We start from the raw sequence: 26,195 nt of genomic DNA on the forward strand, positions 1-26,195 counted from the left end.
ACTGCCCGCCTAGCCGAGCCGAGATAGGCATCATTTCTCACGGTTGGTATCGCACGCCAGATGAGGAGATGTCTGAACGGCTTTGTTCCCCCGGACTTTGGCGGGTCAGTGAGAGATTCGTGTGACCATGATGACCTCCTACCGTGACGAGAAACGAGCATTTAGACTGCGAGTCTGAACTCAGTGAACTGGATAGGCCGATGCACGATACTCCATCTCAAATATGTGACCGTCATCCCGCCTCGGCGGACTTGTCCGCCGAAAAGGGGCCCAACGACTCGAATTTCGAAGACGTCGCCGCGGTGACCGGCGTCCCGGAGGCGACGCTGTACTACTACTTCGCCGGCAAAGAAGACATCCTTGCCTTCCTGCTCGAAGACCTCCTCAAGGACATCTCCGATGCCGTGACCACGATCGTGCACACCGACGGCTCCGGTGCCGAACGCCTCGAACTCGTCATCCGCGCACAACTGCGGGCAATGGCGCAGCGGCCAGCCGTTTGCCGTGCACTCATCGGCGAACTGGGACGAGCGGCCCGCATGCCGGCCATCGCCGAGATGATCAATACCGCCTACCAACAACCCGTCGAGACCCTGCTCGTCGAAGGAGCCCGCGACGGATCCCTCGTCGCCCAGCCTGATGCACGATCGACGTCCATTGCGCTGTTCGGTGCGGTCACCATCAACGCACTCATGTATCTGGTGACGGGGAACCACCTCGACGAGACGGTGGTCGCCAGCACCCTCAGCGCCGTCATGTTGGACGGCCTGCGCCCGCGCACAGGAGACCAGTCATGAGCACCTACGGCCTGTCGGTTCTCGGCGCGGATTTGAAGTCACTGGCCCAGACCGCCCAGGCCGCCGACGCGGCCGGGTTCGACGCCGTATGGGCCTCGGAGTTCTACTCCCGGTCCGGATCGATCTCCATGGCCGCGATGGCCAACAGCACACAGAACTGCCGGATCGGTTCCTCCATTCTCTACGGCGTCGGCCGAAGCCCGCTGGTGCTGGCCACCGAGGCGCGTGATCTCGACGAACTCTCCGAAGGACGGCTGGTGCTCGGCATCGGCAACGGCACCAAACGGATGATGAGCGACTGGCACGGCGTGCCCGACACTTCCGCACCCGCGCTGCGGATGGAAGAACTCGTGATGCTGCTGCGCCGGATCTGGAACCTGCATGAAGGCCCCATCCATCACGAGGGCCGTTTCTACAGAATGAATCTCACCCCGACCGGCGACGTGGGACCCCCCAGCCGGCCGATCCCGATCGTCACTGCCGGTGTCCGGGCCCGGATGTGCGAGGCGGCGGGGCGGGTGGCCGACGGCCTGGCCGGACATCCCCTGTTCACGACCACCTACGTCGAGGAGATCGTCCGGCCCGCTATCGCCCGGGGTGCCGCGCACACGGGCCGCGACCCCAATGACGTGGAAATCATTTCCATGGTGATGTGCGCCATCCACGACGACGCCGAGGTTGCCAGACGCGAACTGGCGCAGCAGATTGCGTTCTACTCCTCGGTCAAATCGTACGAGACGGTACTCGATGTGAACGGATTCGCCAGCGAGGGCCGAACCATCCGGGAAGCATTCGCCCAGCGCGATTTCCCGGCGATGTTCGCCGCGGTGTCGGAGGAGATGATCGACACCATGGGCGTCGCCGGGACGGCACACCACGTCCGAGAACAACTGAGACGCTACGACGGCGTCCTCGACCACATCATGCTGTATTCACCATCGGTTGGCATCGCTCCGGAGCGCGTGCAGCAAAACCTCGACAGCATCATCCGGGAATGTTCGCCCCCCTCAATGTCGCCAGGGCAGTCCGGTCCACGTTCAACCTGATCCACGCATTGCTGCCGAAGCCCGACCCGTCCCCACGTCCGCATCCGCCTTCAGCGTCTGGCGCGTCGACCGTGCCTATGGTTGCGCGCCGCTGTTGACGATGTCCGCGTCATCGTTGTCGGGGAGGTCATGGCGGACCACGCGTAACCGGCCCCGAGGCAGGCACGCCATGTAGCCGTGGCGCATGCCATAGAGCTCCCACGCTGTCTGTTCCGCGTCGGGGTCGACATCGATGCGGTGCCCGCGCGAGAAGCTCAGGTGTAGCCCTCCATCGTCGCTGGACCAGGCCTGCGTGCACACCGCGCCAGCGAGGTTTAGCAGTGGACGTTCGTGGGTGGCGATCCTGAGGGGGTCGATCCGCACCGCCTCGACGGGGTAGGTGCCGACGGCAGGCAGGGTCAACAACAGGGGGCAGGAGATGACGATTTCGTTGTAGTCATCGAAGTCCAAAACCAGGCCATCTCGCACCGAGAGGCGCTGCACGACGAGGTTCTCGATCCACTGGGTGTACATGGCAATCTCTTTCGACGCATCGTTGAGCCGTATCTCAAAAGAGTACTGCAAGTAGCGCTGCGATACTATAAGTATCGTTAATGTTCCGCGCTGATCGTAAAGACGCTGGTTACGACACGCCTGGTCGCGCGGTCGATACGGTCGCGGGTATCGGCAGCTGACGCGCGGTGGCCGCTGAAGGTCACGAGGTTGGCCAACCAGATGTCGGAGATGACCCCCGCGACGTGCAGATTGGTGGGGGTGGGCTCGCCCCCCTTGAGCGTGCGCGCCAGCAGGACCTGGATCTCGGCGGCGGCACGGTCGAGTTCCGCGGCGGCACTGGTGTCTGCGATGGCGAAGGCCCGTGTCATGGCTGCTGTCAGCGAGGGATTGCTCTGCCAGCGGTCGTGGAGATGTCCGGTTAGGCGTTCGAGCCGTTCCAGCGGTGTGCCGTCAACGCTCGCCCAGTCGAAGGCTGAGTCCAGTCGACGGAACTCACGTGTCAGCCCTGCGACCAGCAAGTGGGTTTTCGCCGGGTAGTAGCGGTAGAGCGTGCCGACCGCGATGCCGACCCGCGCGGCGACCGCCCGCATTTGGACTGCCTCGTAACCACCCGACGCGGCAACCGATAGTGCCGCATCCAGGATCATTTCCCGGCGCCGTGCGGAGGCGCGGGAACGCGGCGCTACGGCGCTCCGCTTATCGACAGCGACTGGATCGTCTCCCGACGGCCGGGCTCCGCTGTGGCTGCGTGTCTGGGGGAGGGTCATGATGGCCCGTCGCCGAGGCCACCCCGGCGCGAGAAGTGCTCTAGAAGTTGAGCGAAAGCGCTGACATCGCCGTGTGCGGCGAAGTGCTCAGGGCTGACTGCGACGAACACTGCATTGGCGGTGAAGTGGGCGATCCCACCCTCACCCGTACCTGTCGCCGTGACATGCAACGCCCGTCCTTCATGAGAGACGATGTAAGCAGTAATCCGGTGGGGCCGATGGAGCGGCACCGGCCGTAGATACTCCAAAGTGAGCGTGCGCGTCACTGCCGGGGTGCCGGCGATCCACAACGTGAAGCCCAGGACGTCATCACACGCGGCAGCGATTGCGCCGCCGTGAGCCAGCCCCGGTGCTCCGACATGGCGCTCGTCGAACGTCACATCGGTGTACACCGCGTCGCCGCTGCGATGCACCACCAACTGCAGTCCGTGGGGGTTGTCCGGGCCGCAACCCATGCACGTCGTGGTGTGCGAGGGCAGCCGCTCTGGCGGCAACACGCCTTCGGGCACCATCACGCTCCAATACGGTCGGTTTCGCTCCGCTACCGTTAGTACCACACTGCTAGACTGCCGTGACAGCATCGCGTGAAGATCGACCGCCGAGGTGAATGAGTGAGCGACAGTCAGTCAGTGCCAGTCCCTGACGACGACGTGGACCCTCGGCTCATCCGGTCACGCACCCGGCTGCTGGATGCCGCGGCAACGCTATTGAGCACCGGTGGGGTGGAAGCAGTCACCATTGATGCCGTCACCAAGGCGTCCAAAGTGGCCAGAACAACGCTGTACCGGCATTTTCAGAGTTCTTCGCATCTACTCGCAGCCACGTTCGAACGCCTACTTCCACAGGTGACGACTCCGGTACCGACCAATGGACCCATCCGCGACCAGCTGCTCGAATTGCTCAGCCGCCAAGCCGCCCTGTTCAACGACGCGCCGCTGCATGTCACGACACTCGCGTGGCTCTCGCTAGGACCCACCGGCTCCAGCAACGAAGTGGATGAGCGCCACACATCCGGGGCGCTACGGACCCGAGTCGTTAACCAATACCGACAGCCGTTTGACGCCATACTCACCAGCCCGAGAGCGCAGGCCGAACTCGCACATTGCGACCGGGAACTGGCGATCTGTCAGCTCGTCGGGCCACTCGCCTTCGCCCGGATGACCGGGATTCGCACCATCACACACGACGACTGCGCGAACCTGGTCGATGACTTTCTCGCCGCCCACCGCAAGACCGACGGCGACGCCAGCACGGGGGCGAATCCGCCACCAAGAGGACGGGCCGCCCCGCGGGCCTAGCTCACTAGCCACAACGGAATCCACACCTCCCAGCCGGCTGTGCCTCGTGCTGTTTTACCTTCGCTCTAGGGGCGTCCGCGATGTTAGCGGAGAAATGCTCGTGTCATCCCGAACGCCGATGCACCCTGGGCCGCATCAGGCTTCGCAATCACTTCCACTCCCGCAATGCCACGCACACCACGTCAGCGTCCGAACGGACCTTGCCAACGCGTCGCCCCGCCGTCCGCGACTCGTCTCGGCGAACCCCACATGCGTCGCGCCCCGGCGACGCGGAGCGTCTGCGCCACGACCCATGTGGCGAATATCGTCCGTCGATATGTGAGCGTGGTAGCCCCGAAATGCAAGAGGTGTGTGGATCTCGTCGTTGAGCACGTCGGGGAGACGCTCCGAGCAGAGGCATGGCATGCAGGGTTAGTCGGCTGGAACGCTGAACTAAGTCGACAGGCTCGGGGGAGTGAAGATGCGGAGTACGGACGTTCGTCATCGCGAATGTGGCTCTGGTCGTGGACCGATTCGTCCGCACGTTTCTATGTTCTCGGTATGAACTCGAATGAGAAGCTCCGCGCGCGGTACCGAGCCCGTGAAGCGCAGCGCAGATTGAACGAGGAAAGGGCTCGGCGGGAGCGCGCCAATGCCGACGCCGCCGCGACGATCCGACTCACGCTGCACCGAGTCGAGTCTGTCGACACATGGGAACGGGTGCGACTCGATCAGGCGCAGGAGCGTGTCCGCGCAGAGGGGGCTAAGAGGCGTGCAGGTTATCTCGCCGGCCTGCAGGCTGCCGTCGAGCAGATGAGGGACCGGGGCGAGACTTTGGCCAAGATTGCTGCGCTCGTCGATGTCGATGTTCGCGAGATCAAAGCCGCGCTGCGCAGGGCTCGCACCGCAGACGAGGGAGGACGCGGGATGGCGGGCATCTCGGGTGCGGGTACGCGGTCTGCTCGCTCCGCACCGCAAGGCGGGGACTTCGAGAGCAGAGACCCGCTGTCCGACAACGCCGCTCGACGTTCAGCCAGCGGTGACGACAACGGCGCCGGTTCCTACGACCCAACTCGGTGTGTCCGCTGCGAGGCAGTGATGCTTGATATCGACGACGGGCCGCGACGCGGACGTCGTCGGCTGTACTGCTCCGACACATGCCGACGTGACGCCTCGGCGGCACGTACGGCCGCAGAGCGCTACGGGTCACCCATACGAGTGGTCGAGGTGCGAAAACCCGTTGACTCCTCCAAGCCGACTGCGGAGTCCACAGGGCCGGAGCCGGCACCCATCGAGCCGCTCGATGCCGTCGGGATCATGCTCGAGAACGACGAGGCGCTGCACGCGTTGCTAGCACGCATGACAGAACAAGCTCGACTCAAGAACCTGAATCGCCCAACACTGACCGCCGCGAGAGAACTCGCAAAAGTCGTACACCCGCTGCGTAGTTGGTGAGCAGTCCCGCCCACGCACCAGGCAGCAGTCGGTCAGCGTGTCCTACGCCGGCGGTGTCTTCGGCTGGCAGGACTGCATCCGGTCATACTCGCGACGGCACGACCGAGGCTATGAATGGACCATCCGGCGAGTTCGGCTGCGAGGTCCTCGATGTCCCACTCCAGCTCGTGAATTGCCGATCGACGCTTGGCCTTGATCATTTCGCTTGCGTCGTCGTGGTGGGGTCGGATCCCGTGTTGGCGTTCATAGCCATCAACAACGGTGTCGATCACGTCGTCAAGCGTGGTGATCAAACGAGTCGCGGCCATGTCCGCGTTCTCTGCGATGTACTCGTCGCAGTCCTCCTGGGGCCAGGATGGCGGGAATTGCAAGTGCGATCGGTAGAGGTCCCTGATTGCTCTGTCGAAGTCCCCGGAGAACTGGATGTCGGGCCAATCCGCAACTGCCGCGTCGGCCAGTTTCTTCACATCGTCTTCGAGACTCACGACCATCGCCTCCCGGTTCCATCTCCGATGATGCTCGCCGGCACCGACAACACACCGCATTGTGTGCTGGCGGACGGTGACTCAGGAGGCTTCTATGGACAGGTCTTCGACAGGCTCCTCAGGAACTGAGTCCGGCGCGATATCCGCGTTGCCCAGCCCGCCGCGGCTACCCCGCAGCAGCGAGGGACGCGAGGGTTGCGAGGCTTGATCTGCCGACACATCTTTGGCGGGCGGGTAAACGGTCCACAGCAGCACATTCCGGTGATTCCGCGCGCCATCGTCCTCGATCACCCAGCCAAGGCTTCGAAGCGCGGGCGCGTGCCGTTTCAGAAGCGCTGTGACGTCCCGACCGTTCCTGGGCCGCTCCTTCGGCCTGCGCCAGGTGTCGCCGGCCGGTGTGACTGCCGCAAGCAGGTCCGCTCCGGATCCCGCGATGATTGGCTCCTCGATGTGTTGGCGCAGCCGTTCAATGAACGGGTCGGCGGACAGACTGTCTTCGGAGAGTTGGCTGGCGCGCGACAAGTAACGACGGAAGCCATTGGTCGACAGAAACTCATCGACGGCCGCCAGCGTGCGACTGAAGTCCGCCATCCGTGGCGACACATCGACCGAGATGGTCTCGAGGCGTTGATGGACTAAGGCGGCCAGATCGAGCAGCCCACTCAGAATGCCTGGTAGAGCCGTGCGCCACTGTTGTCGCATCGTGGCCTCCGGTTGTCGCATGTGGCGATCAATGCGTCGCAGCTCGACCGTCGCCAGTCGTTCTGCAAGGTCGGGTCGCACAGCGCCGACGTCGATGCCGTTGATGATGACGCACCGACGGAACTTGATGACCGCTAGGTCGGCGTCGGTGTACAACGCTCGTTTGACGTTGCCGTCGCCCGTGGCGGCGCGGCACAGCGAGTCCGACAGCCACGGCGGGATGGTGGACAGATTGTCGAGGGCGACTACCCATGACCCGGATGCCGCGGTCACCCAAGAGTCAGCGTCGCGCGGCGCTTGGCGCAACGGGACGGGGGAGGGATCGATCAGATCGACCAGCATGCGCGTCGTCGTGCTCTTGGCGCTGCCCTGTTCGGCGAAGAGTGCCAACACAGGATGCGGGACATCGCACTGGACGAGCGCGGCGACGAGCACCGCGAGGAGGACGGGTCGGTCCTCGACGTTGATGTTGACGAAATCCCACAGTCGATCCAAATCACCCACCGACGGCAGTGGCATCGCGGCCGTCAGCTTGCTTCGCAAGAAACGAACCGGGGCGGAATCGGTGACAGTCCACCGTCCCTGGCCGATGCGGATCACCTTGCCGTCAGGTCGTCCAGTATCGATGTAGTTGATACCGTCCAGTTCTGCGACGCGCAGATACAACTTCTCCGGAGCCTTGATGGCGGCCATGCCTTCGAGGATCAACGTGGCGTCAGTGAGTGCCTGGCCGACGGCGACAGTGCCGGTGTCGCGGAAGTAGCGCGAGGCGAGTTCGGCTCGCAGGCCGGCCTTGCCGGCGCGTAGCAGCATCGCCAGGTGCGGCCGCGTGCGTTCGGCGCCGAAGGGTTCACCGTCCTCGGAGACGCCGAGGCAATATCGCTCTTGGGCCATCTCCACCAGCCGAACGGCAACGGACTTTTTGTCGGTCTCGGCCCTGGCACTCAATGCTTTTCCCGCCTACGAAGCTTCTGAAGGCGGGCATGGCAGGTTATTCTCATGAGGAGTCCTCCGGTTGAGCGATCGGGTGGTTCGAATGAAAGACCTCGGCTAGGACCCGGGGTCTTTCTCAATTGCGGATCTCACGCGGCGTCGCCGCCTCCACGCCGAGTTGCAATTTCTTGCTCCGAGATCCACCGCAGCACCTCGTCGCGGCGGTAGACGACGCGGCGGCCCAAGGCAAAACTGGCAGGCCCGATATCGCAGTGGCGCCAGTAGCGCAGGGTCCCGACGGGGACGCCGATGATTTCCGAAACCTGTTTCGCGTTCAGTAGATCCATCTGATGCTCCTCAAAGGTGTGTTCTGTCAACGAATCCAACGCTGGTGGTGGCGCCCCGTATTTGTCCACCACTACCCTGCAGATCACTTGCAAATTGACTCCAGCCGAACGGTTTCGTCGGCTGTCGGTAGTCGATGTGAAACTGGGCACCAAGGGAGGTGGCTCACATGCAGCGACGAAACCGCCGCGCGGGCGTCGAGGACAGGTGGCGTCGATCAGACGGAAGCCCTTCCGCGCGCAGTGGTAGGGGACGCCGGTGGTTGGCCCGGTATGTGGACGACCAGGGTGGAGAGAACACGCGGTCATTCGAACGCAAGGTCGATGCGCAGGCCTTTCTCAACGAGATCACTGCCGCCCAGACGATCGGCACCTATGTCGCGCCGAAAGCGGGCCGCATCACCGTCCGCGAGGTGCATACCAAATGGCTTGGGACGCAGAGCCATTTGAAGGAGACCACGGTCGCGACACGCGCGTTCGCCTGGTCGGGCTACGTGGAAGGACGGTGGTCCGCCGTTGCGGTGGCCGACGTGCAGTCGTCGGACATCAGAGCGTGGGTGCAGGAACTGGCGGCCGGCGGAGCCAAGCCCGCCACCATCGAGAACGCGCTTAGCGTCTTGCGCCAGATCCTCGAGATGGCCGTCGAGGACCGCCGGATCCCCCGGAATCCGTGCACGGGAGTGAAGTCGCCGCGACGACAGCACCGATCGCGGGGCTATCTGACGCACCAGCAGGTGGAGCTTCTGGCATGCGAGGTTGGCGAGTACGCCACCGTTGTCCGATTTCTCGCTTACACCGGGTTGCGTTGGGGCGAGATGGCAGCGCTGCGGGTGGAGTCATTCGACATGTTGCGTCGCCGGGTCAACATCCGCGAGGCAATCGCCGAGGTCAACGGACGGGTGGTGTGGTCCACGCCGAAATCCCATGAACGTCGCTCGGTGCCCTTCCCGGCGTTCCTCGCCAAGCTGCTGGCCGCGCAAATGATCGGCAAAAAGCGTGAGGACTTGGTGTTCACATCACCAGGGGGAGCGCTGCTCCGAGTGTCGACCTGGCGGCCGCGAGTCTTCAACGTGGCTGTCCAACGCCTCCAGGAAGCAGACCCGGCGTACCCCACCGTCACGCCCCATGATCTCCGTCATACGGCGGCATCCCTGTCGATCAGTGCGGGGGCCAACGTGAAGGCGGTCCAAACGATGCTCGGACACGCGTCTGCGGTCCTCACCTTGGATACCTATGCCGACCTGTTCCCGGACGACCTGGAGCAGGTTTCGGTTGCACTAGATGCGGCGCGCATGCGGTCTTTGGCAGCCACTGCGGACCAGCTGCGGACTGAGAAGTAAGAAGGCCCCGACCGAATCTCCCGGTCAGGGCCTCTCACCTGCGATCCTGCGAGTCGGGGTGGCGGGATTCGAACCCACGACCTCTTCGTCCCGAACGAAGCACGCTACCAAGCTGCGCCACACCCCGCGGAGAGCCACGACAGCGTATCGCACGGGGGCCGATGGAAGCCAAACGCCGACGTCACACCCACGACGCGTGTAGTGCCCGACGCGGGTGGGTAGCCCGAATGCAGCATGAAGCGCCGCGACGGCAACGTTGCGACCACGGAGATCACCATCGGGTAACGACCCGGCGCGGGATGAAAGTGGCAGATCGTGGCGTTGATGACAATCGAAGGACGTGCACGAGCACGACCCGGAGAAGGAGAGATCGATGACCGGTTTGGGAGCTGCCCTCTACGGTGGATTCTTCGGTCTTGCAGCCCTGTGGTTGTTCCTGACGTCCGACGCGGTCGGCCGACGGGAAGATCAGGGCCAGGCGCCCGAGCGTTCGAACTCGACCAACGTCGCCGCCGAGGCGGAGGGGTCCAGCCCCGCGCTGGCCAGCCACTCGTCGCTGAAGTAGGTGTCGGAGTAGCGGTCGCCGCTATCGGCGATCAGCGTCACGACCGACCCACTACGGCCATTGGCGATCATCTCGGCGATCAAGCCGAACGCGCCCCACACGTTCGTCCCCGTCGACGGACCCACTCGGCGCCCCAGCACTGCGCTCACGTGGTGGGCTGCTGCCACCGAGGACGCGTCGGGGACCTGAACCATCCGGTCCACGACATCTGGTAGGAACGACGGCTCGACCCGCGGTCTACCGATTCCCTCGATGCGCGACGACGAACCGCCGACCGCGTGCCCCTGGGCGTACGACGGGAAGAACGCGGAGTTCTCCGGATCCACGACGCACAACCGGGTTTGATGGCGCCGGTAGCGAATGTAGCGACCGATGGTCGCGCTCGTCCCGCCGGTTCCCGCGCCCACCACGATCCACTCCGGGCAGGGATGCGCCTCGGAGCCCATCTGCTGATAGATCGACTCGGCGATGTTGTTGTTGCCACGCCAGTCCGTCGCCCGCTCGGCGTTGGTGAACTGATCCAGGTAGTGCCCACCGGTCTCGTCCGCCAGCCGCTCCGCTTCGGCGTACACCTGAGATGCCTCGGCGACGAAGTGGCAACGGCCGCCCTGAGATTCGATCAGGCGGATCTTCGAGGCACTGGTCGACGTCGGCATCACCGCGATGAACGGCAGACCCAGCATCGCCGCGAAGTACGCCTCCGACACCGCCGTCGAGCCCGATGACGCCTCGATGACCGTGGTGCCCTCGGTGATCCAGCCGTTGCAGAGGCCGTACAGGAACAGCGACCGCGCCAACCGGTGCTTGAGGCTGCCGGTGATGTGGGTGGTCTCGTCCTTCAGATACAGCTGGACGTCCGGCCCGGCGGAGCTGTTCCGCCCCGGGTACGCGCTCCACGCCGAAGGCAGCGGATACCGCAGCAGATGGGTGTCGGCGCTGCGGCGAGCGTCGGCTTCGATCAACCGGACCGCATCGTCGGCCCACTGACGTGGCTGGCTTCGGGAAGCGACCGACGACCCGTCGGTCAACGCGCCGACATGGTGGGCTGCGATTGGCTCGCCGTGGAGCCCGCGAAACCGCCTCCGGTGGGAGCCGCGATCAGAGTCAGCAACGTCGCTTCCGGCCGGCAGCAGAACCGCACCGGCGAGTACGGCGACGTGCCGATGCCCGCCGAGACGTGCAGCTGGGTCCTGGCACCCCACTGCGACGGACCCTTGGCCCGCGACGGATCGAGATCGCAGTTGGTGACGACGGCGCCGTAGAACGGCACGCACAGCTGACCGCCGTGGGTGTGACCGGCCATGACCAGCTGATAGCCGTCGTCGGCGAACCGGTCCAGCACCCGCGTGTAGGGCGCGTGGACCAGACCCAGCGACAGGTTGGCGGCCGGGTTCGGCCTGCCGGCGATCGTGTCGTACCGGTCCCGGGTGAGGTGCGGATCGTCGACGCCCGCCGCCGCGATCACCAGTCCGTTGACGTCGATCTCACGGCGGTTGTGCGTCATGTCGTGCCACCCGCGCTCGCTGAACGCTGCGCGCAGATCCTGCCAGGGCAGCGGGGAGCCGGTGACGCGCCGCGACTTGTCGAACAGGTAGCTCGCCGGATTCTTCGGCCGCGGCCCGAAGTAGTCGTTGCTGCCGAACACGAACAGCCCCGGCACCGACAGCAGGTCGCCCATCGCCTGAACGACGGCGGGCACCGCCTTCGGATGTGCGAGGTTGTCGCCGGTGTTGACGACGAGGTCGGGACTCCACTGCGCCAGCTCGCGGAGCCACGCCTGCTTGCGGCGCTGTCCGGGCCGCATGTGGAAGTCCGAGAGGTGCAGGACGCGCAGCGGCGACGAACCGGGAGTCAAGACCGGCATCGTGACCTCGCGGACGACGAACGCATTGCGCTCGATCAGCGAGCCATATGCCAGCCCGGCGACCAGCGTGCCTGTGGCTGCCGCCGCCGAACTCTTCAGAACGGTGGAAGGGTCGGGCATATAGGCAGCTTACTGCCACCGGCGCGCGCGGTCGGGTTTCCGTGCCAGTCGACGGGGTCGACCCCCAGGTCCGACGGACACGGCCACCCTCACGGTCACGGTGGCGGCGGAGGCGGCGGCGGGGGCGGTCCGAGCACCGGCACCGTGATCGGCGGCAGGCCCGGAATCTGCACGACCGTCGACCCCACCTGAGGTGGTGGCGGGAGGCCGGGGATCGGGACCCCCACCGGCGGCGGCGGTGGTGCCGGCGCGATGCCGTTGCTGACCTGGATCGTGATCGTCGAGCCCGGCACGGTCTCGCCCGACGGGGAGGTGCCGACGACCGATCCCGCGGACGACCCGCTGTTGACCGGCGTGGTCTGCTCCGCGACCTGGAAACCGGCCTCCTTCAGACGCTGCCTGGCCAGGCCTTCGCTCATGCCCGCGACGCTGGGCACGCGCGAGCCGGGCGCACCGTCGACGTACCGCGGATCGGTCGGCGGAAGGGAGACCGTCTCCGGCGTGAACTGCTTCATCGCCGTGAACCACGTTCTGGCGGGCTCGTTGCCGCCGAACAGGTCACCCGACCCGCACTGCCGCAGCGGGAACGAGCACAGCTCACCCGGGGCGGTCGAGTCGTCGTAGATGTAGTTGGCGGCGGCGAACTCACTGGTGAAGCCGAGGAACGCCGACGACTTGTTGTTCTCGGTGGTACCGGTCTTGCCCGCCATCGGCAGGTTCCAGCCCACCGACCCGGCGGCGCTCGCCGCGGTGCCGGAACCGGTGTCGTCCTTGCTCATGGCGTTGGCCAGGGTGTTGGCCAGGCCCTCGGGCACGGCCTGATCGCACGTCTCGGTGGTCACCGAGACCTCTTCGCCGTTGCGGTCGAAGACCTTGTCGATGGGGCTCGGTGGGCACCACGTGCCGCCTGAGGCCAACGTCGCCGCCACGTTCGAGAGTTCGAGGGCGTTGACCTCGATGGGCCCGAGGGTGAAGGACCCGATGTTCTGCCGCTTGACGAAGTCGGCGAGGCTCTCGTTGCTCTCCGGGTCGTAGTCACGCGCCGTGCCCGGGAGGGCGTAGGAGCGCAATCCCAGACGGACCGCCATGTCGACGACGCGCTGCACGCCCACCGTCGAGATCAGCTTCGCGAACGCCGTGTTCGGCGAGGTGGCCAAGGCGTCGGTGACGCTCATCTGGCCGCGGTAGGCCCCCGCATTCTCCACGCACCAGGTGGCGGGCGGGCAGCCCCTCGCTCCGCCGCTGCCGAGACCCTTGGCCTGAAAACGCGAGGGAGCGTCGAGCTTGGCGTTGATGCCCATCCCCATGTCCATCGCGGCGGCGGTGGTGAAGACCTTGAAGACCGAGCCCGCGCCGTTGCCGACCAGCGAGAACGGCTGCGGCTGCATCGTCTGACCGGCCTCGAGGTCCAGTCCGTACGTGCGGTTGCTCGCCATGGCCACCACCGGGTGCGCCGTCTTGCCGGGCCTGATGACGCTCATGACGCTGGCCACGCCATCGAGGTCAGGTGGGGCGATGCCGTCGATCGACGACTTCACCGTGTTCTGGATGTCGGGGTCCAGGGTTGTGCGGATCAAATAGCCGCCCTTGGCGACCTGCTCCTTGCTGATGCCCGCGCGCGCCAGGTAGTCGAGCGCGTAGTCGCAGAAGAACGCGCGGTCACCCGCGGCAATACAGCCGCGCGGCAACTCCTGCGGCTGGGGCAGCACGCCGAGCGGCTGCTCCTTGGCCGCACGCAGCGCCGCGGCCTCCTGCGGGACGTTGTCGATCATGGTGTCGAGTACGACGTTGCGGCGAGCCAGCGCACCGTCGGGGTTGGTGTACGGGTTGAGTGTGCTGGTGGACTGCACCATGCCGGCGAGGAGCGCGGCCTGCTGCCAGTTCAGCTCGGAGGCGTTGATGCCGAAGTAGGTCTGCGCGGCGTCCTGCACGCCGAACGCACCGTTGCCGAACGACACCAGGTTGAGATAGCGGGTGAGGATCTCGGGCTTGGTGAACGTCTTGTCGAGCGTCAGCGCCATGCGGATCTCGCGCAGCTTGCGCGCTGGAGTGGTCTCGATGGCCGCGCGCTTCTCGGCGTCGGTCTGCGCCACCACCAATAGTTGGTAGTTCTTGATGTACTGCTGCTCCAGCGTCGACCCGCCGCGGGTATCGGGGGCGCCGGACAGATAGCCGGACAAACCGGTCAGCGTGCCCTGCCAGTCGACGCCGTTGTGATCGGCGAAGCGCTTGTCCTCGATCGAGACGATCGCGAGCTTCATCGTGTTGGCGATCTGCTCGCTGGGCACCTCGAACCGGCGCTGGGAGTACAGCCACGCGATCGTGTTGCCCTTGGCGTCGACCATCGTCGAGACCGCGGGAACCTCGCCCTCGACGAGCTGGGAGGAACCGTTGGCGACCACGTCGGACGCCCGGTTCGACATCAGGCCGAAGCCGCCGACGAGCGGGAACATGAGAGCCGCAGCCACCACGCTGGCCAACACGCAGCACCAGAACAACTTGATCAACGTGACGGCGCGGGGTGGCGAACCCGGCGGTCGAGACGTCGGACTCTCGGACATGGGTTACAGACTAGCGAGGTCGCGGGACGTCAGCTCCCGAGCCGTTGCATCGTCGGCAACGGCGGGCGCTGCGGTTGCATCGCCGCCGGTCGGAGACGCTGCGCGGGCGCCAGCCCCGGTTTGGTACGCATCACGGCACGGTCGTGCCAAAAAATCGTGATTTGACTGTTGCGCAAAAGACCCCTGACCACCTAGCTTGGACACACAGTGCGATCTAGGTAACACTTCAGGTCGCATTGTGGCGTAGATCGCACCGGCGTTCTACACCTGGAACGGACCGTCGAGATGGCGGCGGCTGGACGGAGGGATCGCAGGTGTCAGCTACTCGGCCCGCGGCGCGCAGGACCATAACTAGTTCCCCAGTCAACGCAGTAGTACAGAGCGCGGAAGCGGAAGCTCGCATCGCGTGGGTCTCGCAAGCACGGTGCCGCCAGGCCGATCCCGACGAACTGTTCGTTCGCGGCGCCGCACAGCGCAAGGCGGCCGTGATCTGCCGGCACTGCCCGGTGATCCAGGAATGTGGCGCCGACGCCCTCGACAACCGCGTCGAGTTCGGCGTGTGGGGCGGCATGACCGAACGTCAGCGCCGCGCCCTGCTCAAGCAGCATCCCGAGGTCGTCTCCTGGGCCGACTTCTTCGCCGGTCAGCGCAAGCAGCGCAGCGCCGTCTAGCTCCTCACGCAGCGTCGACGTCGCCGGTGATCTGATCGGCGATGGCGCGCAGCGCGTCGAGGTCGGACACGTCGAACGGCAGTGACGGAACGCCCACGATCGCGACGTGCGGGTTCGCGCCGGTGAAGCGCGACAGCAGCCGCACCTCCCGCTTGGCGGTCAAGGCGCGGTCGGCGTGGATACGAAGCACACCCGCGGTCAACGGGTCATCGGATTCAAGCGTCTCGGCGGCGTCCCTGGCCTGATCGGGCTTGAGATCGCACAGCGTCGGATGGGTCCGGTTCAGGATCAGCCCCGCCAGCGGCATGCTCTCCTGCGTCAACCGGTCCACGAAGAACGATGCCTCGCGCAGCGCGTCGGGCTCCGCGGCCGATACGACGACGAACTGGGTACCGCGCCGCTTCAGCAATTCGTATGTGCGATCGGCCTTCTCGCGGAAACCGCCGAACGTGGCATCGAGGGACTGCACGAAACCGGCTGCGTCGGCGAGCATTTGAGATCCCAGCACCGTCGACAACGCCTTCATGGCCAGCCCCACCGCGCCCGTCACCAGCCGGCCGATGCCGCGGCCCGGTGCCAGCAGCAGCTTCCACAGCCTGCTGTCCATGAAGCTGCCGAGCCGCTTCGGCGCGTCGAGGAAGTCCAGCGCATTGCGCGACGGCGGAGTGTCGACGACCACGAGGTCCCACTTGTCCTGCGCCAGAAGCTGACCCAGCTTCTCCATCGCCATGTACTCCTGCGTACCGGCCAGCGACGTCGCGACGGTTTGGTAGAACTGGTTCTCCAGGATGGCCTCGGCGCGGTCGCCTTCCGAGTACTGGAGAACCATCTCGTCGAACGTGCGGCGCATGTCGAGCATCATCGCGTGCAGTTCGCCGGTCACCTCCGGCGCCAGCGGTACCCGCTGCGGAGTGTTGCCAAGGGTCTTGATGCCCAACGCCTGCGCGAGTCGCTTGGCCGGGTCGATGGTCAGCACCACGACCGTGCGTCCGTACTCGGCGGCCCGCATCGCCATCGCCGCAGCGGTGGTCGTCTTGCCGACACCGCCTGCGCCACAACAGACCACGACCCGATTGGACCGGTCCTTCAGGATCGCGCTCAGATCGAGTGCGCGTGCCGTGCTGCTCATCAGACGTTTCCTCTGTTCATCGGGGCACGGGTGCTCATCGCAGGTCGTCGGCTCTTCGCGCAAGCGCTCATCGCACGCCCTGGGCGGCGAGTTCCTCGGCGAGTTCGTACAGACTGCCCAGGTCCACGCCGTCGCGGATCGCAGGCAGTTCCAGCCGGGGCACGTCGATCTCGTCGAGCTGCTCGGCGCTCTCGGCACGCGCGGCGATGCGCGTCGCATGCTCGATTGCCTCGGTGAGCAGGCCCGCGAAGTCGTCGTCGGACAACGTGATTCCCACCTTGGTCAGCCCGGCCCGGACGGCATCGGCATCGATGACGCCCTCGGCGGCCTTGCTCAGATCCTCGGGCGACAGGTAGGCCGGGATGTTCCGGTTGACGATGACGCTGCCGATCGTCAGGTCCAGCTGTCGGAGTTCCTCGATCGCCTCGACCGTCTCCTGAATCGGCAACGCCTCGAGCAACGTCACCAGGTGGATGGTGGTGAGGTCGGAGTGCAGGACCTTGACCACGCTCTCGGCCTGACCGTGCACGGGCCCGCCCTTCGCTAGATCCGACACGGCCTTCGTCACGTCGAGGAAGCGCGCGATGCGGCCGGTCGGCGGCGAGTCCACGACCACCGCGTCGTAGACCTGTTGCTTGCCGGGCTTGTCGCCGCGCGTCACGATCTCGCGGAGCTTGCCGGTGAGCAGGACGTCGCGCAGTCCGGGTGCGATCGTCGTCGCGAATTCCACTGCACCGATGCGTCGCATCGCGCGTCCGGCGATGCCGAGGTTGTAGAACATGTCGAGGTACTCGAGGAACGCCGCCTCTGTGTCGATCGCCAGCGCGTTGACCTGGCCACCGCCGTCGGCCGTCGCGATCTTGACCTCTTCGTACGGCAGCGGCGGCACGTCGAACAGTTGCGCGATTCCCTGGCGCCCCTCGACTTCGACCAGCAGCACCTTGCGTCCACCGGCGGCCAGCGTCAGCGCCAGCGCGGCCGCGACCGTGGATTTGCCGGTGCCGCCCTTCCCCGTGACGAAGTGCAGCTTCGCCTTGGACAGCCGAGATGGCCAGCCGACCGTGCTGCGGCTGCTGGACGGGGACGACGTAGTCACACCAGCATGCTATCCAAGGCGGTGCTCGCGCCCGATAAGCTCAGCGACATGACTGAAATGACGAGGTGGACCGCGTGAGCGAAACGACCAAGTGGGAGTACGCCACGGTCCCCCTCCTGACCCATGCGACCAAGCAGATCCTCGATCAGTGGGGCGCAGACGGCTGGGAGCTGGTGTCGGTGCTTCAGGGCCCCACCGGCGAGCAGCACGTCGCCTACTTGAAGCGGCCCAAGTGACCTCAGCCAACAAGGCGTGGTCGGAGCGGCTGACCGAACTGGGCATCCAACTGCCCGACGTGGTCGCCCCGCTGGCGGCTTACGTCCCCGCGGTGCGCACCGGCAACCTCGTCTACACCGCAGGTCAGCTACCCATCGTCGCCGGCGAACTCGTCGCGACGGGCAAGGTCGGCGCCGAGGTCACCGCCGAGGACGCACAGGCTCTCGCCCGCACCTGCGGACTGAACGCCCTGGCCGCGATCCACGCGCTGGTTGGCATCGACGCGATCGTCCGCGTCGTGAAGGCCGTCGGCTTCGTGGCGTCCGCGCCAGGGTTCGGCGGACAACCCGGCGTCGTGAACGGCGCCTCCGAGCTGTTCGGCGAGATCTTCGGCGAGGCCGGCGCCCACGCCCGCTCCGCAGTAGGGGTGTCTGAGCTGCCCCGCAACGCGCCGGTCGAGGTGGAACTCATCGTCGAGGTCGCGTGAGCGACGATCGGGCGGAGGTCGCGTGAGCGCAGAGGTGGCGTGACGTCCGGCGACGCTGCCGAGAACCCGGAGCCGGTGCATCCGGCCTACGGGACGCTGCGCCGCGTCACCGACACCGCGTCGGTCCTGCTGTGCGACAACCCGGGCATGATGACGCTCGACGGGACGAACACCTGGGTGCTTCGCGGACCTGGCAGCGACGAGATAGTGATCGTCGACCCGGGACCCGACGACGACGCGCACGTCGAGCGCATCGCCGCCCTCGGCACGATCCCGCTGGTCCTGATCAGCCACAAGCACGGTGACCACACCGACGCGATAGACGCACTCGTCGACCGCACCGGTGCGGTGGTTCGTGCGGTCGGCAGCGGCTTCCTGCGTGGGCTCGGCGGTCCGCTGACCGACGGCGAGGTCATCGACGCCGCCGGGCTACGCATCACCGTGCTCGCGACGCCCCGACACACCGCCGATTCGCTGTCGTTCCTGGTCGATGGGGGTGATGACGACGGCGCCGTGCTCACCGCCGACACCGTGCTCGGCCGCGGCACCACCGTCATCGACAACGAGGACGGCAGCCTGCGCGCTTACCTCGAGTCGCTGCGTCGACTCCGGGGGTTGGGTCGGCGTGCGGTGCTGCCGGGACACGGGCCCGACCTTCCCGACCTCGAGGCCGTGGCGGAGACGTACCTGCAGCACCGCGAGGAACGGCTCGGACAGGTGCGCGACGCGCTACGGGTGCTCGGCGAGGACGCCACGGCCCGCCAGATCGTCGAGCACGTGTACACCGACGTCGACGAGAAGCTGTGGGACCACGCGGAGTGGTCGGTGCAGGCGCAGCTCGACTACCTGCGCGAGTGATTCGTGGAAGATCTCCCGCGGTGAACGCAGGAAATGTTCCACGAATCGCCTACCTCGCTCGGCGAGCCAGCCGCTCGGAGTCGCTGATCAGCACGCTCTTCCCCTCCAGGCGGATCCAGCCGCGGTGGGCGAAGTCGGCCAGCGCCTTGTTCACCGTCTCGCGCGAGGCGCCGACGAGCTGAGCGATCTCCTCCTGAGTGAGGTCGTGCGTCACCCGCAGCGAACCACCCTCCTGGGTGCCGAAGCGCTGCGCGAGCTGCAGCAGCTGCTTGGCCACGCGGCCCGGCACGTCGGTGAAGATGAGGTCGGCGAGGTTGTTGTTGGTGCGGCGCAGCCGGCGTGCCAGCACGCGCAGCAGCTGATCGGCGATCTCGGGCCGATCCTTGATCCACGCCTTGAGCGCATCGCGGTTCATCGCGACGGCGCGAACCTCGGTGATGGTGGTGGCACTGGAGGTACGAGGCCCCGGATCGAAGATCGACAGCTCGCCGAACATGTCCGACGGACCCATGATCGTCAGCAGGTTCTCGCGACCGTCGGGGGAGCGGCGACCGATCTTCACCTTGCCGGTGATGATGATGTACAGCCGGTCACCGGGTTCACCTTCGGCGAAGACGGTGTGCCCGCGCGGAAAGTCGACAGGTTGAAGTTCCTTCGTCAGCGCGGAGACCGCTGCTGGTTCGACTCCCTGGAAGATTCCGGCCCTAGCCAGGATCTCGTCCACGTTGCCCCTCTTATGTTCTCGGGTCATCACGACACGCGCAGGCCAAAACCGGTTTGGATTGGCGAATTCAGTCTAGTGGTTGGCCGCTTCTCGACGTGCCAACGCTACACACGATCCGCCTGGCGAGTCGGCTGAAATTCCGGATTGGTCCGGTGATGAACGTATATCCGAGCCGGCAAACCGGATGGCGCTTCGGCGAGTACGGGGTCGCCGTAGCACCCACCGAAGGGCTCGTAAGGTTCGTAGAACGCGTCCGAGTCGTACTCGTCGACCCCGTCCCGGGGCACCGCAGGACGGGCGCAGTCGGCCTTGGCCTTCTCCAGTGCGGCGACCACGTCGGCGGGGGAGACGGCATCGTCGACGAGATTCTCCTCGAGGCGGCTCAGCCCGAACGTCGCCAGCATCAACAATGCTGGGATGAAGGCGACGAGCAACCACGACACAACGCTGAAGTAAACACGCCGAACATCTCAGCGGGATCACGAATTGCCACCGGTCCCAGCATCGTAGAACGGCCTCGTCAGTAGGCTGGAGGACGTGACTGTGCGGGCACCCGGTGGGAAATGGGACGACGAAACTCACCTGGGGCTGGTGCGCCGGGCGCGCAGGATGAATCGCACTCTGGCGCAAGCCTTTCCGCAAGTCTACTGCGAGCTGGACTTCACCACGCCGCTGGAGCTGACGGTCGCCACGATCCTCTCCGCGCAGAGCACCGACAAGCGGGTGAACCTCACCACTCCCGCACTGTTCAAGCGGTACCGAACGGCGCTGGACTACGCCCAGGCCGACCGGATCGAACTCGAGGAGCTGATCCGCCCCACCGGCTTCTACCGGAACAAGGCCACGTCGTTGCTCCGGCTCGGTCAGGAACTCGTCGAACGCTTCGACGGCGAGGTGCCCAAGACCATCGAAGAACTCGTCACGCTGCCGGGCATCGGACGCAAGACGGCGAACGTCGTACTCGGCAACGCGTTCGACATCCCCGGCATCACGGTCGACACCCACTTCGGCCGGTTGGTGCGGCGGTGGCGGTGGACCGAACTCGAGGACCCGGTCAAGGTCGAGCACGCGATCGGTGAACTCATCGAGCGCCGGGAGTGGACGCTTTTGAGTCACCGAGTCATCTTTCACGGTCGGCGTGTCTGCCATGCCCGCAAGCCGGCGTGCGGGGTCTGCGTGCTTGCCAAGGACTGCCCGTCGTTCGGCACGGGGCCGACCGACCCGGCATTGGCCGCCCCGCTGGTCAAGGGACCGGAGACCGAACACCTGCTGGCCCTGGCCGGTCTGTAGGTCGGCGTCGTGACGCGAGGAACGCGACGATGAGCAGGTCGGCGCGCTGGACGGTCGTGGTGCTGGTGGTGCTCGTCGGCCTCGGCGTCGCCTTCTGGCGGGAACTCGACGGCACCGAGCCAACGGCCGGACCGCGGGACTCCTACGTGGCCCGCGACCACCGCGACGCCGACACCCCCGAGGCGCTTGCGGGCCCCCGCGCCGAGGCCGACCTCCCACCCTGCCCCGGTCCAGGACCCGGCGCGGGACCGCAGTCACTGCGCGACGTCACCCTCGAGTGCGCGGGCGACGGTGCGCCGGTGAACGTGGGCCGCGCCGTCGACGGCCGCCCCGTCGTGCTCAACCTGTGGGCCTACTGGTGCGGGCCGTGCGCCGACGAACTGCCCGCGATGGCCGAGTACCAGCGCCGGATGGGTCCGGCGGTCTCGGTGATCACCGTCCATCAGGACGAGAACGAGACGGCGGCGCTGCTGCGTCTCGCCGAACTGGGCGTTCGCCTGCCGACACTGCAGGACGGACGCCGCCTCGTCGCCTCGGCACTGAAGGTGCCCAACGTGATGCCCGCGACCGTCGTGCTGCGCATGGACGGTAGCGTTGCCGAGATCCTGCCCCGGTCATTCGCCACTGCCGACGAGATCGCGGAGGCGGTGAACCCACGGATTGGAGTGCAGGGTTGAGCGCGGAGCACGACGGGGATCAGTTGACCCCCGATGCCGCCCCGGCCTGGCTGAGGGGTCTCGTCGACAAGGTCAGCGACATCCCCGACGCCTACACCCGGCGCGTTCCACCTGACGTCCGCGCCGCCTTCGAGGTGGCCAGCACCGCCGCGACGGTGACGGGCACCCGACGCGACGCCGCCGTGCTCGTCCTCTTCTCCGGTCCGCGCGAGGCGCCCGCAGGCACACTGCCCGACGACGCCGACCTGCTCGTCACCGTGCGAGCCTCGACGCTGCGCAACCATGCCGGCCAGGCTGCCTTCCCCGGCGGCGCCAGCGATCCGGAGGACACCGGACCGGTGTTCACGGCATTGCGCGAGGCACGCGAGGAGACCGGCATCGACACCGACCGACTGCACCCGCTCACGGTCCTCGAGCGGATGTTCATCCCGCCGTCGAACTTCCACGTCGTACCGGTGCTCGCGTACTCGCCGGACCCGGGCCCGGTCGGCGTCGTCAGCCCCGGTGAGACCGCGATCGTCGCGCGCGTGCCGGTGCGGGCCTTCATCAACCCGGAGAACCGGCTGATGGTTTACCGCAAGCAGAAGTCGCGCCGCTACGCGGGCCCGGCGTTCCTGCTCAACCAGATGCTGGTGTGGGGCTTCACCGGTCAGGTCATCTCCGCGCTGCTCGACGTCGCGGGCTGGGCCAAGCCGTGGAACACCGACGACGTGCGCGAACTCGACTCGGCAATGGCGCTCGTCGGCGCCACCAGCAGCTACGGTGAGGGCCAACGATGACTTCCTCGCAGTGGCTGGATCTGGCCGTTCTCGCCGTCGCCTTCGTCGCCGCCGTCTCCGGCTGGCGTTCCGGGGCGCTGGGCTCCCTGCTGTCCTTCGTCGGCGTGATCCTCGGCGCAGTGGCAGGCGTCCTGCTCGCACCGCACGTCGTCAGCCACGTGGACGGCCCGCGCTCGAAGCTGTTCGTGACGCTGTTCCTGATCCTCGGGCTGGTGGTGATCGGCGAGATCGCCGGCGTGGTGCTGGGCCGCGCCGTGCGCGGCGCCATCCGCAACCGGGCTATGCGCACGGCCGACTCCGTGGTCGGCGTGGCCCTGCAACTGGTGGCCGTGCTGATCGCCGCGTGGCTGCTCGCCACACCGCTGACGTCGTCGGATCAGCCGGATCTCGCTGCCGCCGTACGTGGTTCGCGCGTGCTCGCCGAGGTCAACGACGTCGCCCCGCCGTGGCTGCAGCGGGTGCCCGCGCGGCTGTCGGCGCTGCTGGACACCTCGGGACTGCCCGACGTGCTGCAACCGTTCGGCCGGACGCCGATCGCCAACGTCGACGTGCCCGACGCCGCGCTCGCCACCGACCAGGTGGTCGCTGCCACCCGGCCCAGCGTGCTGAAAATCCGCGGCGTGGCGCCGAGTTGCCAAAAGGTGTTGGAGGGCAGCGGTTTCGTAGTCGCGCCCAACCGGGTGATGTCCAACGCGCACGTGGTCGCCGGATCGGAAACCGTGACCGTCGAGGTCGACGGGCAGAGCTACGACGCCAGCGTGGTGTCCTACGACCCGAACGCCGACATCTCGATCCTCGACGTACCGAACCTGCCATCGGCACCGCTCGAATTCCACATGGCCGAGGCGGATTCCGGGACGGACTCGGTCGTGCTCGGCTACCCGGGCGGCGGGGACTTCACCGCCACCCCGGCCAGGATCCGCGAGATCATCCAGCTCAACGGGCCGGACATCTACCACACCACGACGGTGACCCGCGAGGTCTACACGATCAGGGGCACTGTGCGGCAGGGCAACTCGGGTGGACCGCTCATCGATCGTGAGGGCCGGGTGCTGGGCGTGGTGTTCGGTGCCGCGGTCGACGACGTCGACACCGGCTTCGTGCTGACCGCCAACGAGGTGGCCAAGCAGATGGCGAAGGTCGGCAGCAGCGAGCGCGTCGCCACCGGCACCTGCATCTCCTAGGTGCCGTACACCTGGGTGAGGAACCTGGTGAACTGTTCGTTGACCGCCTCGGGCGCCTCCTCGTGGGCGAAGTGCCCAGCGCCCTCGATGGTCGCGTACCGACCGTGCGGGGCGTAGCGCTGCGTGCGGTGCACCGCGTCGGGCAGCACGTAGGGATCGGCGTCGCCGCGTAGATGCAGCATCGGCACCGTCAGCGGACGCTTCATCGACTTCATGAAGCGCCGGCCCTCACCGCGGAGCTGACTGCGGACGGCCCAGCGCTGGTACTCCAGCGCGGTGTGCGCGGCGAACGGGATCTGGATTGCCTTGCGCAGGTGCGGAATGGTCTCGGCGAAGTCCTCGGATGCCTGCCACTTCGCGGTCGACCGGCTGCGGATCAGCGACTCGAGTTGCGCGGCGTCGTGGCGGACCAGTCTGCGCTCGGGCAGGAACGGAACCTGGTAGCGCAGCATCCACGGCAGCAGTGCCAGGCCCTGATCGCGCCGGCGCAGCGCCGACGACCGGAGCGCGACCGGGTGCGGTGAGCTGACCAGACCGACCGCGCGGACCGCCCGCGGGTGCAGCATCGCCGTCGCCCAGCACACCAGCCCACCGTCCGCGTGCCCGATGAGCGTGGCCCGCTCGTGGCCGAGCGCGCGGATCAGACCGGCCGTGTCGCCGGCCAGCGTCCAGCCGTCGTAGCCGCGCGGCGGTTTGTCGCTGTCGCCGTACCCGCGCAGGTCGACCGCGACGACGCGTGCGCCGGTGAGGCTGCGCAACTGGTGCCGCCACGACCACCAGAAGGAACCGAACCCGTGCAACAGGATGACCAGCGGCCGTTCCGCGTTGGCCGGGACCGGCTCGGAATGTGCCTCCACGACGTGGAACCGAATCCCGTTGGCGTGCACCTGCAGATGCCGCCATGGCCCGTCGATCCGCACGACCGACGGGTCGGGCGGCTGCCGGACGTCACCGCGTGAGCGGCCGGCCACCTACCAGCCCGAGGGGTCTGTGGTCGACTGCGCCGGAATGGCTGGCTGCTTGGGGTCGTGGCCGCCGGGGGTGAACGCCTCCCGGGCCTCCTTGACCGACTCGATCGTCTTCTGCGGACCTCGGATCCGGCGGACCTTCAGGTAGCCCAGCAGCGCGAAGAGGATGGTCGTCAGCACCATGACGCCGAACACGATCAGGAACGCCGCCCACCGCCAGATCCAGGTGTCGAGCAGCTCGGCGGCGAAGAAGAACAGGAAGAATGTCGAGTAGAACAGCACGACGAGCGCCAGGATGAAGTAGACGCTGCCGGTCAGGCCCTTCTTCACGTCGCGCGTGATCTCGGCCTTGGCCAGTTCGACCTCGGCCCGCACCAGCGTCGACACCTGTGCCGTCGCATCCTTCACCAGGTCGCCGACCGATGGGTCGGCCTTGGGGGCATGCGGATCCACCAGAGGGATCGACGCCACCGTGGTCGGCACGCCGTTCTTACGGTCGCCAGCGCTCATGGACGGGTCCTCCGCGTCGGGGTCATTGCGGATCATGTTGCCATGTCGCGCGGGGCTCAACCGTCCCGCCCGGCCTAGACTGACCGAGTTTCGCGTTCAGCGGGTCGGGGCAGACGTTAGAGGTGCCAGGAGTGCAGCAAAGAACACAGTGGTGGCGCGGCGCCGTCGTCGCGAGCGTCGTCGCCGTCGCGATGGCGCTGCTCTCTCCGACGGTCACGCCGGCCGGGGCCGCGGACTTGGTGCCGCTGGGCGGTGGCTCCGGCATCGTGATCAACGGCGAGGCGTTCTGCACGTTGACCGCGATTGGCAACGACAGCCGGGGCAACCTGATCGGTTTCACGTCGGCACACTGCGGAGGCCCGGGCGCACAGGTCGCGTCCGAGGCCGCCGAGGACCAGGGCATCCTCGGGACGATGGTGGCGGGCAACGACGCGCTCGACTACGCCGTCATCCAGTTCGACCGCGCCCGGGTGTTGCCGGTCAACAACGTCAACGGCTTCCAGATCGACGGCATCGGCCCGGACCCCGCGTTCGGCGAGGTGTCGTGCAAGCTCGGCCGCACCACCGGCTACTCCTGCGGCGTCACGTGGGGCCCCGGCAAGGAGCCCGGCACCATCGTCAGCCAGGTGTGCGGCCAGCCCGGTGACTCGGGCGCGCCGGTCACGGTCAACAACCGGCTCGTCGGCATGATTCACGGCGCCTTCAGCGAGGAACTGCCCACGTGCGTGGTGAAGTTCGTCCCGCTGCACACGCCTGCCGTCACGATGTCGATCAACGCCGTGCTGGCCGACATCACCGCCAAGAACCGCCCCGGATCCGGTTTCGTCCCGGTCGGTGCGGTCCCCGCGGCCTGAC

At 66.8% G+C, this 26,195-nt stretch carries 29 protein-coding genes and 1 tRNA gene; 14 read left to right on the top strand and 16 right to left on the bottom strand.

What is annotated here, in order from left to right; genetic code table 11:
- Nucleotides 1-200 precede the first annotated feature (200 nt).
- Together LOK44_RS05570 and LOK44_RS05575 are read left to right on the top strand one after the other, a co-directional pair.
- A complete protein-coding gene (locus tag LOK44_RS05570) occupies nt 201-797 on the top strand; it encodes a TetR/AcrR family transcriptional regulator (RefSeq protein ID WP_163801368.1) in 597 nt (198 codons plus the stop codon).
- Nucleotides 794-1,843, top strand: coding sequence for an LLM class flavin-dependent oxidoreductase (locus tag LOK44_RS05575; protein WP_163795380.1), 1,050 nt, complete (start codon nt 794-796; stop codon nt 1,841-1,843). Before LOK44_RS05570 ends, LOK44_RS05575 begins: the two co-directional genes overlap by 4 nt.
- Before the next feature lie 75 nt (nt 1,844-1,918).
- Here the strand turns inward: LOK44_RS05575 and LOK44_RS05580 are convergent, their stop codons facing one another.
- The 3 genes from LOK44_RS05580 to LOK44_RS05590 form a co-directional block, all read right to left on the bottom strand.
- A complete protein-coding gene (locus LOK44_RS05580; RefSeq protein ID WP_163795379.1) occupies nt 1,919-2,356 on the bottom strand; it encodes a DUF6188 family protein in 438 nt (145 codons plus the stop codon).
- Between the two features lie 77 nt (nt 2,357-2,433).
- A complete protein-coding gene (locus LOK44_RS05585) occupies nt 2,434-3,105 on the bottom strand; it encodes a TetR family transcriptional regulator (RefSeq protein ID WP_163795378.1) in 672 nt (223 codons plus the stop codon).
- Entirely contained in the window at nt 3,102-3,614 is a 513-nt protein-coding gene (locus LOK44_RS05590; protein WP_163801367.1) for a PaaI family thioesterase, read from the bottom strand. The genes LOK44_RS05585 and LOK44_RS05590 overlap by 4 nt, the downstream gene beginning before the upstream one ends.
- Before the next feature lie 102 nt (nt 3,615-3,716).
- Here LOK44_RS05590 and LOK44_RS05595 point away from each other — a divergent pair, with 102 nt between their 5' ends.
- Nucleotides 3,717-4,403, top strand: a complete 687-nt coding sequence (locus LOK44_RS05595) for a TetR/AcrR family transcriptional regulator (protein WP_163795377.1) — start codon at nt 3,717-3,719, stop codon at nt 4,401-4,403.
- Nucleotides 4,404-4,943: 540 nt separating this feature from the next.
- Entirely contained in the window at nt 4,944-5,837 is an 894-nt protein-coding gene (locus LOK44_RS05600; RefSeq protein ID WP_163795376.1) for a hypothetical protein, read from the top strand.
- 32 nt (nt 5,838-5,869) lie between these two features.
- On the opposite strand, the gene LOK44_RS05605 is transcribed toward LOK44_RS05600, so the two are convergent.
- The 3 genes from LOK44_RS05605 to LOK44_RS05615 form a co-directional block, all read right to left on the bottom strand.
- Complete coding sequence (locus tag LOK44_RS05605) at nt 5,870-6,328, bottom strand: transposase (protein ID WP_372481193.1); 459 nt, start codon at nt 6,326-6,328, stop codon at nt 5,870-5,872.
- A gap of 75 nt (nt 6,329-6,403) precedes the next feature.
- Entirely contained in the window at nt 6,404-7,972 is a 1,569-nt protein-coding gene (locus LOK44_RS05610; RefSeq protein ID WP_237569052.1) for an AICE element replication initiation protein, read from the bottom strand.
- Between the two features lie 134 nt (nt 7,973-8,106).
- Nucleotides 8,107-8,304: a helix-turn-helix transcriptional regulator gene (locus tag LOK44_RS05615; RefSeq protein ID WP_078316144.1), complete on the bottom strand. Its 198-nt coding sequence runs from the start codon at nt 8,302-8,304 to the stop codon at nt 8,107-8,109.
- Nucleotides 8,305-8,576: 272 nt separating this feature from the next.
- Here LOK44_RS05615 and LOK44_RS05620 point away from each other — a divergent pair, with 272 nt between their 5' ends.
- Nucleotides 8,577-9,641 (top strand): tyrosine-type recombinase/integrase, encoded by a 1,065-nt coding sequence (locus LOK44_RS05620; RefSeq protein ID WP_237569053.1) that lies wholly within the window; start codon nt 8,577-8,579, stop codon nt 9,639-9,641.
- 53 nt (nt 9,642-9,694) lie between these two features.
- Here the strand turns inward: LOK44_RS05620 and LOK44_RS05625 are convergent.
- From LOK44_RS05625 to ponA2, 4 genes are all read right to left on the bottom strand, one after another.
- Nucleotides 9,695-9,768, bottom strand: a tRNA-Pro gene (locus LOK44_RS05625).
- A 341-nt stretch (nt 9,769-10,109) separates the two neighbouring features.
- The gene (gene cds1 / locus LOK44_RS05630) at nt 10,110-11,234 is read right to left on the bottom strand and encodes an L-cysteine desulfhydrase Cds1 (protein WP_237569054.1); all 1,125 of its coding nucleotides are present in this window, start codon (nt 11,232-11,234) and stop codon (nt 10,110-10,112) included.
- Nucleotides 11,231-12,190, bottom strand: coding sequence for a metallophosphoesterase (locus tag LOK44_RS05635; protein ID WP_237569055.1), 960 nt, complete (start codon nt 12,188-12,190; stop codon nt 11,231-11,233). Before LOK44_RS05635 ends, cds1 begins: the two co-directional genes overlap by 4 nt.
- 95 nt (nt 12,191-12,285) lie before the next feature.
- Nucleotides 12,286-14,751 (bottom strand): transglycosylase/D,D-transpeptidase PonA2, encoded by a 2,466-nt coding sequence (gene ponA2 / locus LOK44_RS05640; RefSeq protein ID WP_237569056.1) that lies wholly within the window; start codon nt 14,749-14,751, stop codon nt 12,286-12,288.
- A 314-nt stretch (nt 14,752-15,065) separates the two neighbouring features.
- Here ponA2 and LOK44_RS05645 point away from each other — a divergent pair, with 314 nt between their 5' ends.
- A complete protein-coding gene (locus tag LOK44_RS05645; protein ID WP_163921279.1) occupies nt 15,066-15,422 on the top strand; it encodes a WhiB family transcriptional regulator in 357 nt (118 codons plus the stop codon).
- Between the two features lie 4 nt (nt 15,423-15,426).
- Here LOK44_RS05645 and bagB read toward each other — a convergent pair whose 3' ends face one another.
- Nucleotides 15,427-16,551: an ATPase BagB gene (bagB, locus tag LOK44_RS05650; protein WP_237569057.1), complete on the bottom strand. Its 1,125-nt coding sequence runs from the start codon at nt 16,549-16,551 to the stop codon at nt 15,427-15,429.
- 67 nt (nt 16,552-16,618) lie between these two features.
- Nucleotides 16,619-17,647 carry an ATPase BagA gene (bagA, locus tag LOK44_RS05655; protein ID WP_237569058.1) on the bottom strand — a complete coding sequence of 343 codons (1,029 nt, stop codon included), beginning with the start codon at nt 17,645-17,647 and terminating at the stop codon, nt 16,619-16,621.
- Between the two features lie 74 nt (nt 17,648-17,721).
- Here bagA and sp36 point away from each other — a divergent pair, with 74 nt between their 5' ends.
- The 3 genes from sp36 to LOK44_RS05670 are packed head-to-tail and all read left to right on the top strand — an operon-like array spanning nt 17,722 to nt 19,208.
- Entirely contained in the window at nt 17,722-17,883 is a 162-nt protein-coding gene (gene sp36, locus LOK44_RS05660; RefSeq protein ID WP_237569059.1) for a Sp36 family protein, read from the top strand.
- Complete coding sequence (locus LOK44_RS05665) at nt 17,880-18,350, top strand: RidA family protein (protein WP_237569060.1); 471 nt, start codon at nt 17,880-17,882, stop codon at nt 18,348-18,350. Before sp36 ends, LOK44_RS05665 begins: the two co-directional genes overlap by 4 nt.
- Nucleotides 18,351-18,389: 39 nt before the next feature.
- Nucleotides 18,390-19,208: an MBL fold metallo-hydrolase gene (locus LOK44_RS05670; protein WP_237569061.1), complete on the top strand. Its 819-nt coding sequence runs from the start codon at nt 18,390-18,392 to the stop codon at nt 19,206-19,208.
- A 49-nt stretch (nt 19,209-19,257) separates the two neighbouring features.
- On the opposite strand, the gene LOK44_RS05675 is transcribed toward LOK44_RS05670, so the two are convergent.
- Together LOK44_RS05675 and LOK44_RS05680 are read right to left on the bottom strand one after the other, a co-directional pair.
- On the bottom strand, nt 19,258-19,932 hold the full coding sequence (locus tag LOK44_RS05675; RefSeq protein WP_163795365.1) for a Crp/Fnr family transcriptional regulator: 675 nt from the start codon (nt 19,930-19,932) through the stop codon (nt 19,258-19,260).
- A 104-nt stretch (nt 19,933-20,036) separates the two neighbouring features.
- On the bottom strand, nt 20,037-20,375 hold the full coding sequence (locus tag LOK44_RS05680; protein WP_237569062.1) for a hypothetical protein: 339 nt from the start codon (nt 20,373-20,375) through the stop codon (nt 20,037-20,039).
- 94 nt (nt 20,376-20,469) lie between these two features.
- Here LOK44_RS05680 and nth point away from each other — a divergent pair, with 94 nt between their 5' ends.
- From nth to marP, 4 genes are read left to right on the top strand one after another with little or no spacing between them, the layout of a single operon-like run.
- Nucleotides 20,470-21,222: an endonuclease III gene (nth, locus tag LOK44_RS05685; protein WP_237569063.1), complete on the top strand. Its 753-nt coding sequence runs from the start codon at nt 20,470-20,472 to the stop codon at nt 21,220-21,222.
- Nucleotides 21,223-21,251: 29 nt separating this feature from the next.
- The gene (locus LOK44_RS05690; protein ID WP_237569064.1) at nt 21,252-21,899 is read left to right on the top strand and encodes a TlpA family protein disulfide reductase; all 648 of its coding nucleotides are present in this window, start codon (nt 21,252-21,254) and stop codon (nt 21,897-21,899) included.
- On the top strand, nt 21,896-22,678 hold the full coding sequence (locus tag LOK44_RS05695; protein ID WP_237569065.1) for an NUDIX hydrolase: 783 nt from the start codon (nt 21,896-21,898) through the stop codon (nt 22,676-22,678). Before LOK44_RS05690 ends, LOK44_RS05695 begins: the two co-directional genes overlap by 4 nt.
- Nucleotides 22,675-23,862, top strand: coding sequence for an acid resistance serine protease MarP (marP, locus tag LOK44_RS05700; RefSeq protein WP_237569066.1), 1,188 nt, complete (start codon nt 22,675-22,677; stop codon nt 23,860-23,862). The genes LOK44_RS05695 and marP overlap by 4 nt, the downstream gene beginning before the upstream one ends.
- Here marP and LOK44_RS05705 read toward each other — a convergent pair.
- Nucleotides 23,859-24,833, bottom strand: coding sequence for an alpha/beta fold hydrolase (locus LOK44_RS05705; RefSeq protein ID WP_237569067.1), 975 nt, complete (start codon nt 24,831-24,833; stop codon nt 23,859-23,861). The two genes, marP and LOK44_RS05705, sit on opposite strands and share 4 nt — an antisense overlap.
- Complete coding sequence (locus LOK44_RS05710; RefSeq protein ID WP_237569068.1) at nt 24,834-25,340, bottom strand: phage holin family protein; 507 nt, start codon at nt 25,338-25,340, stop codon at nt 24,834-24,836.
- Nucleotides 25,341-25,531: 191 nt separating this feature from the next.
- On the opposite strand from LOK44_RS05710, the gene LOK44_RS05715 reads away from it, so the two are divergent.
- Nucleotides 25,532-26,194, top strand: coding sequence for a S1 family peptidase (locus LOK44_RS05715; protein ID WP_237569752.1), 663 nt, complete (start codon nt 25,532-25,534; stop codon nt 26,192-26,194).
- The last annotated feature ends 1 nt before the right edge of the window (nt 26,195 follow it).

It is taken from the genome of Mycolicibacterium lacusdiani (assembly GCF_021916785.1).
Taxonomy (GTDB): Bacteria; Actinomycetota; Actinomycetes; order Mycobacteriales; family Mycobacteriaceae; genus Mycobacterium; species Mycobacterium lacusdiani.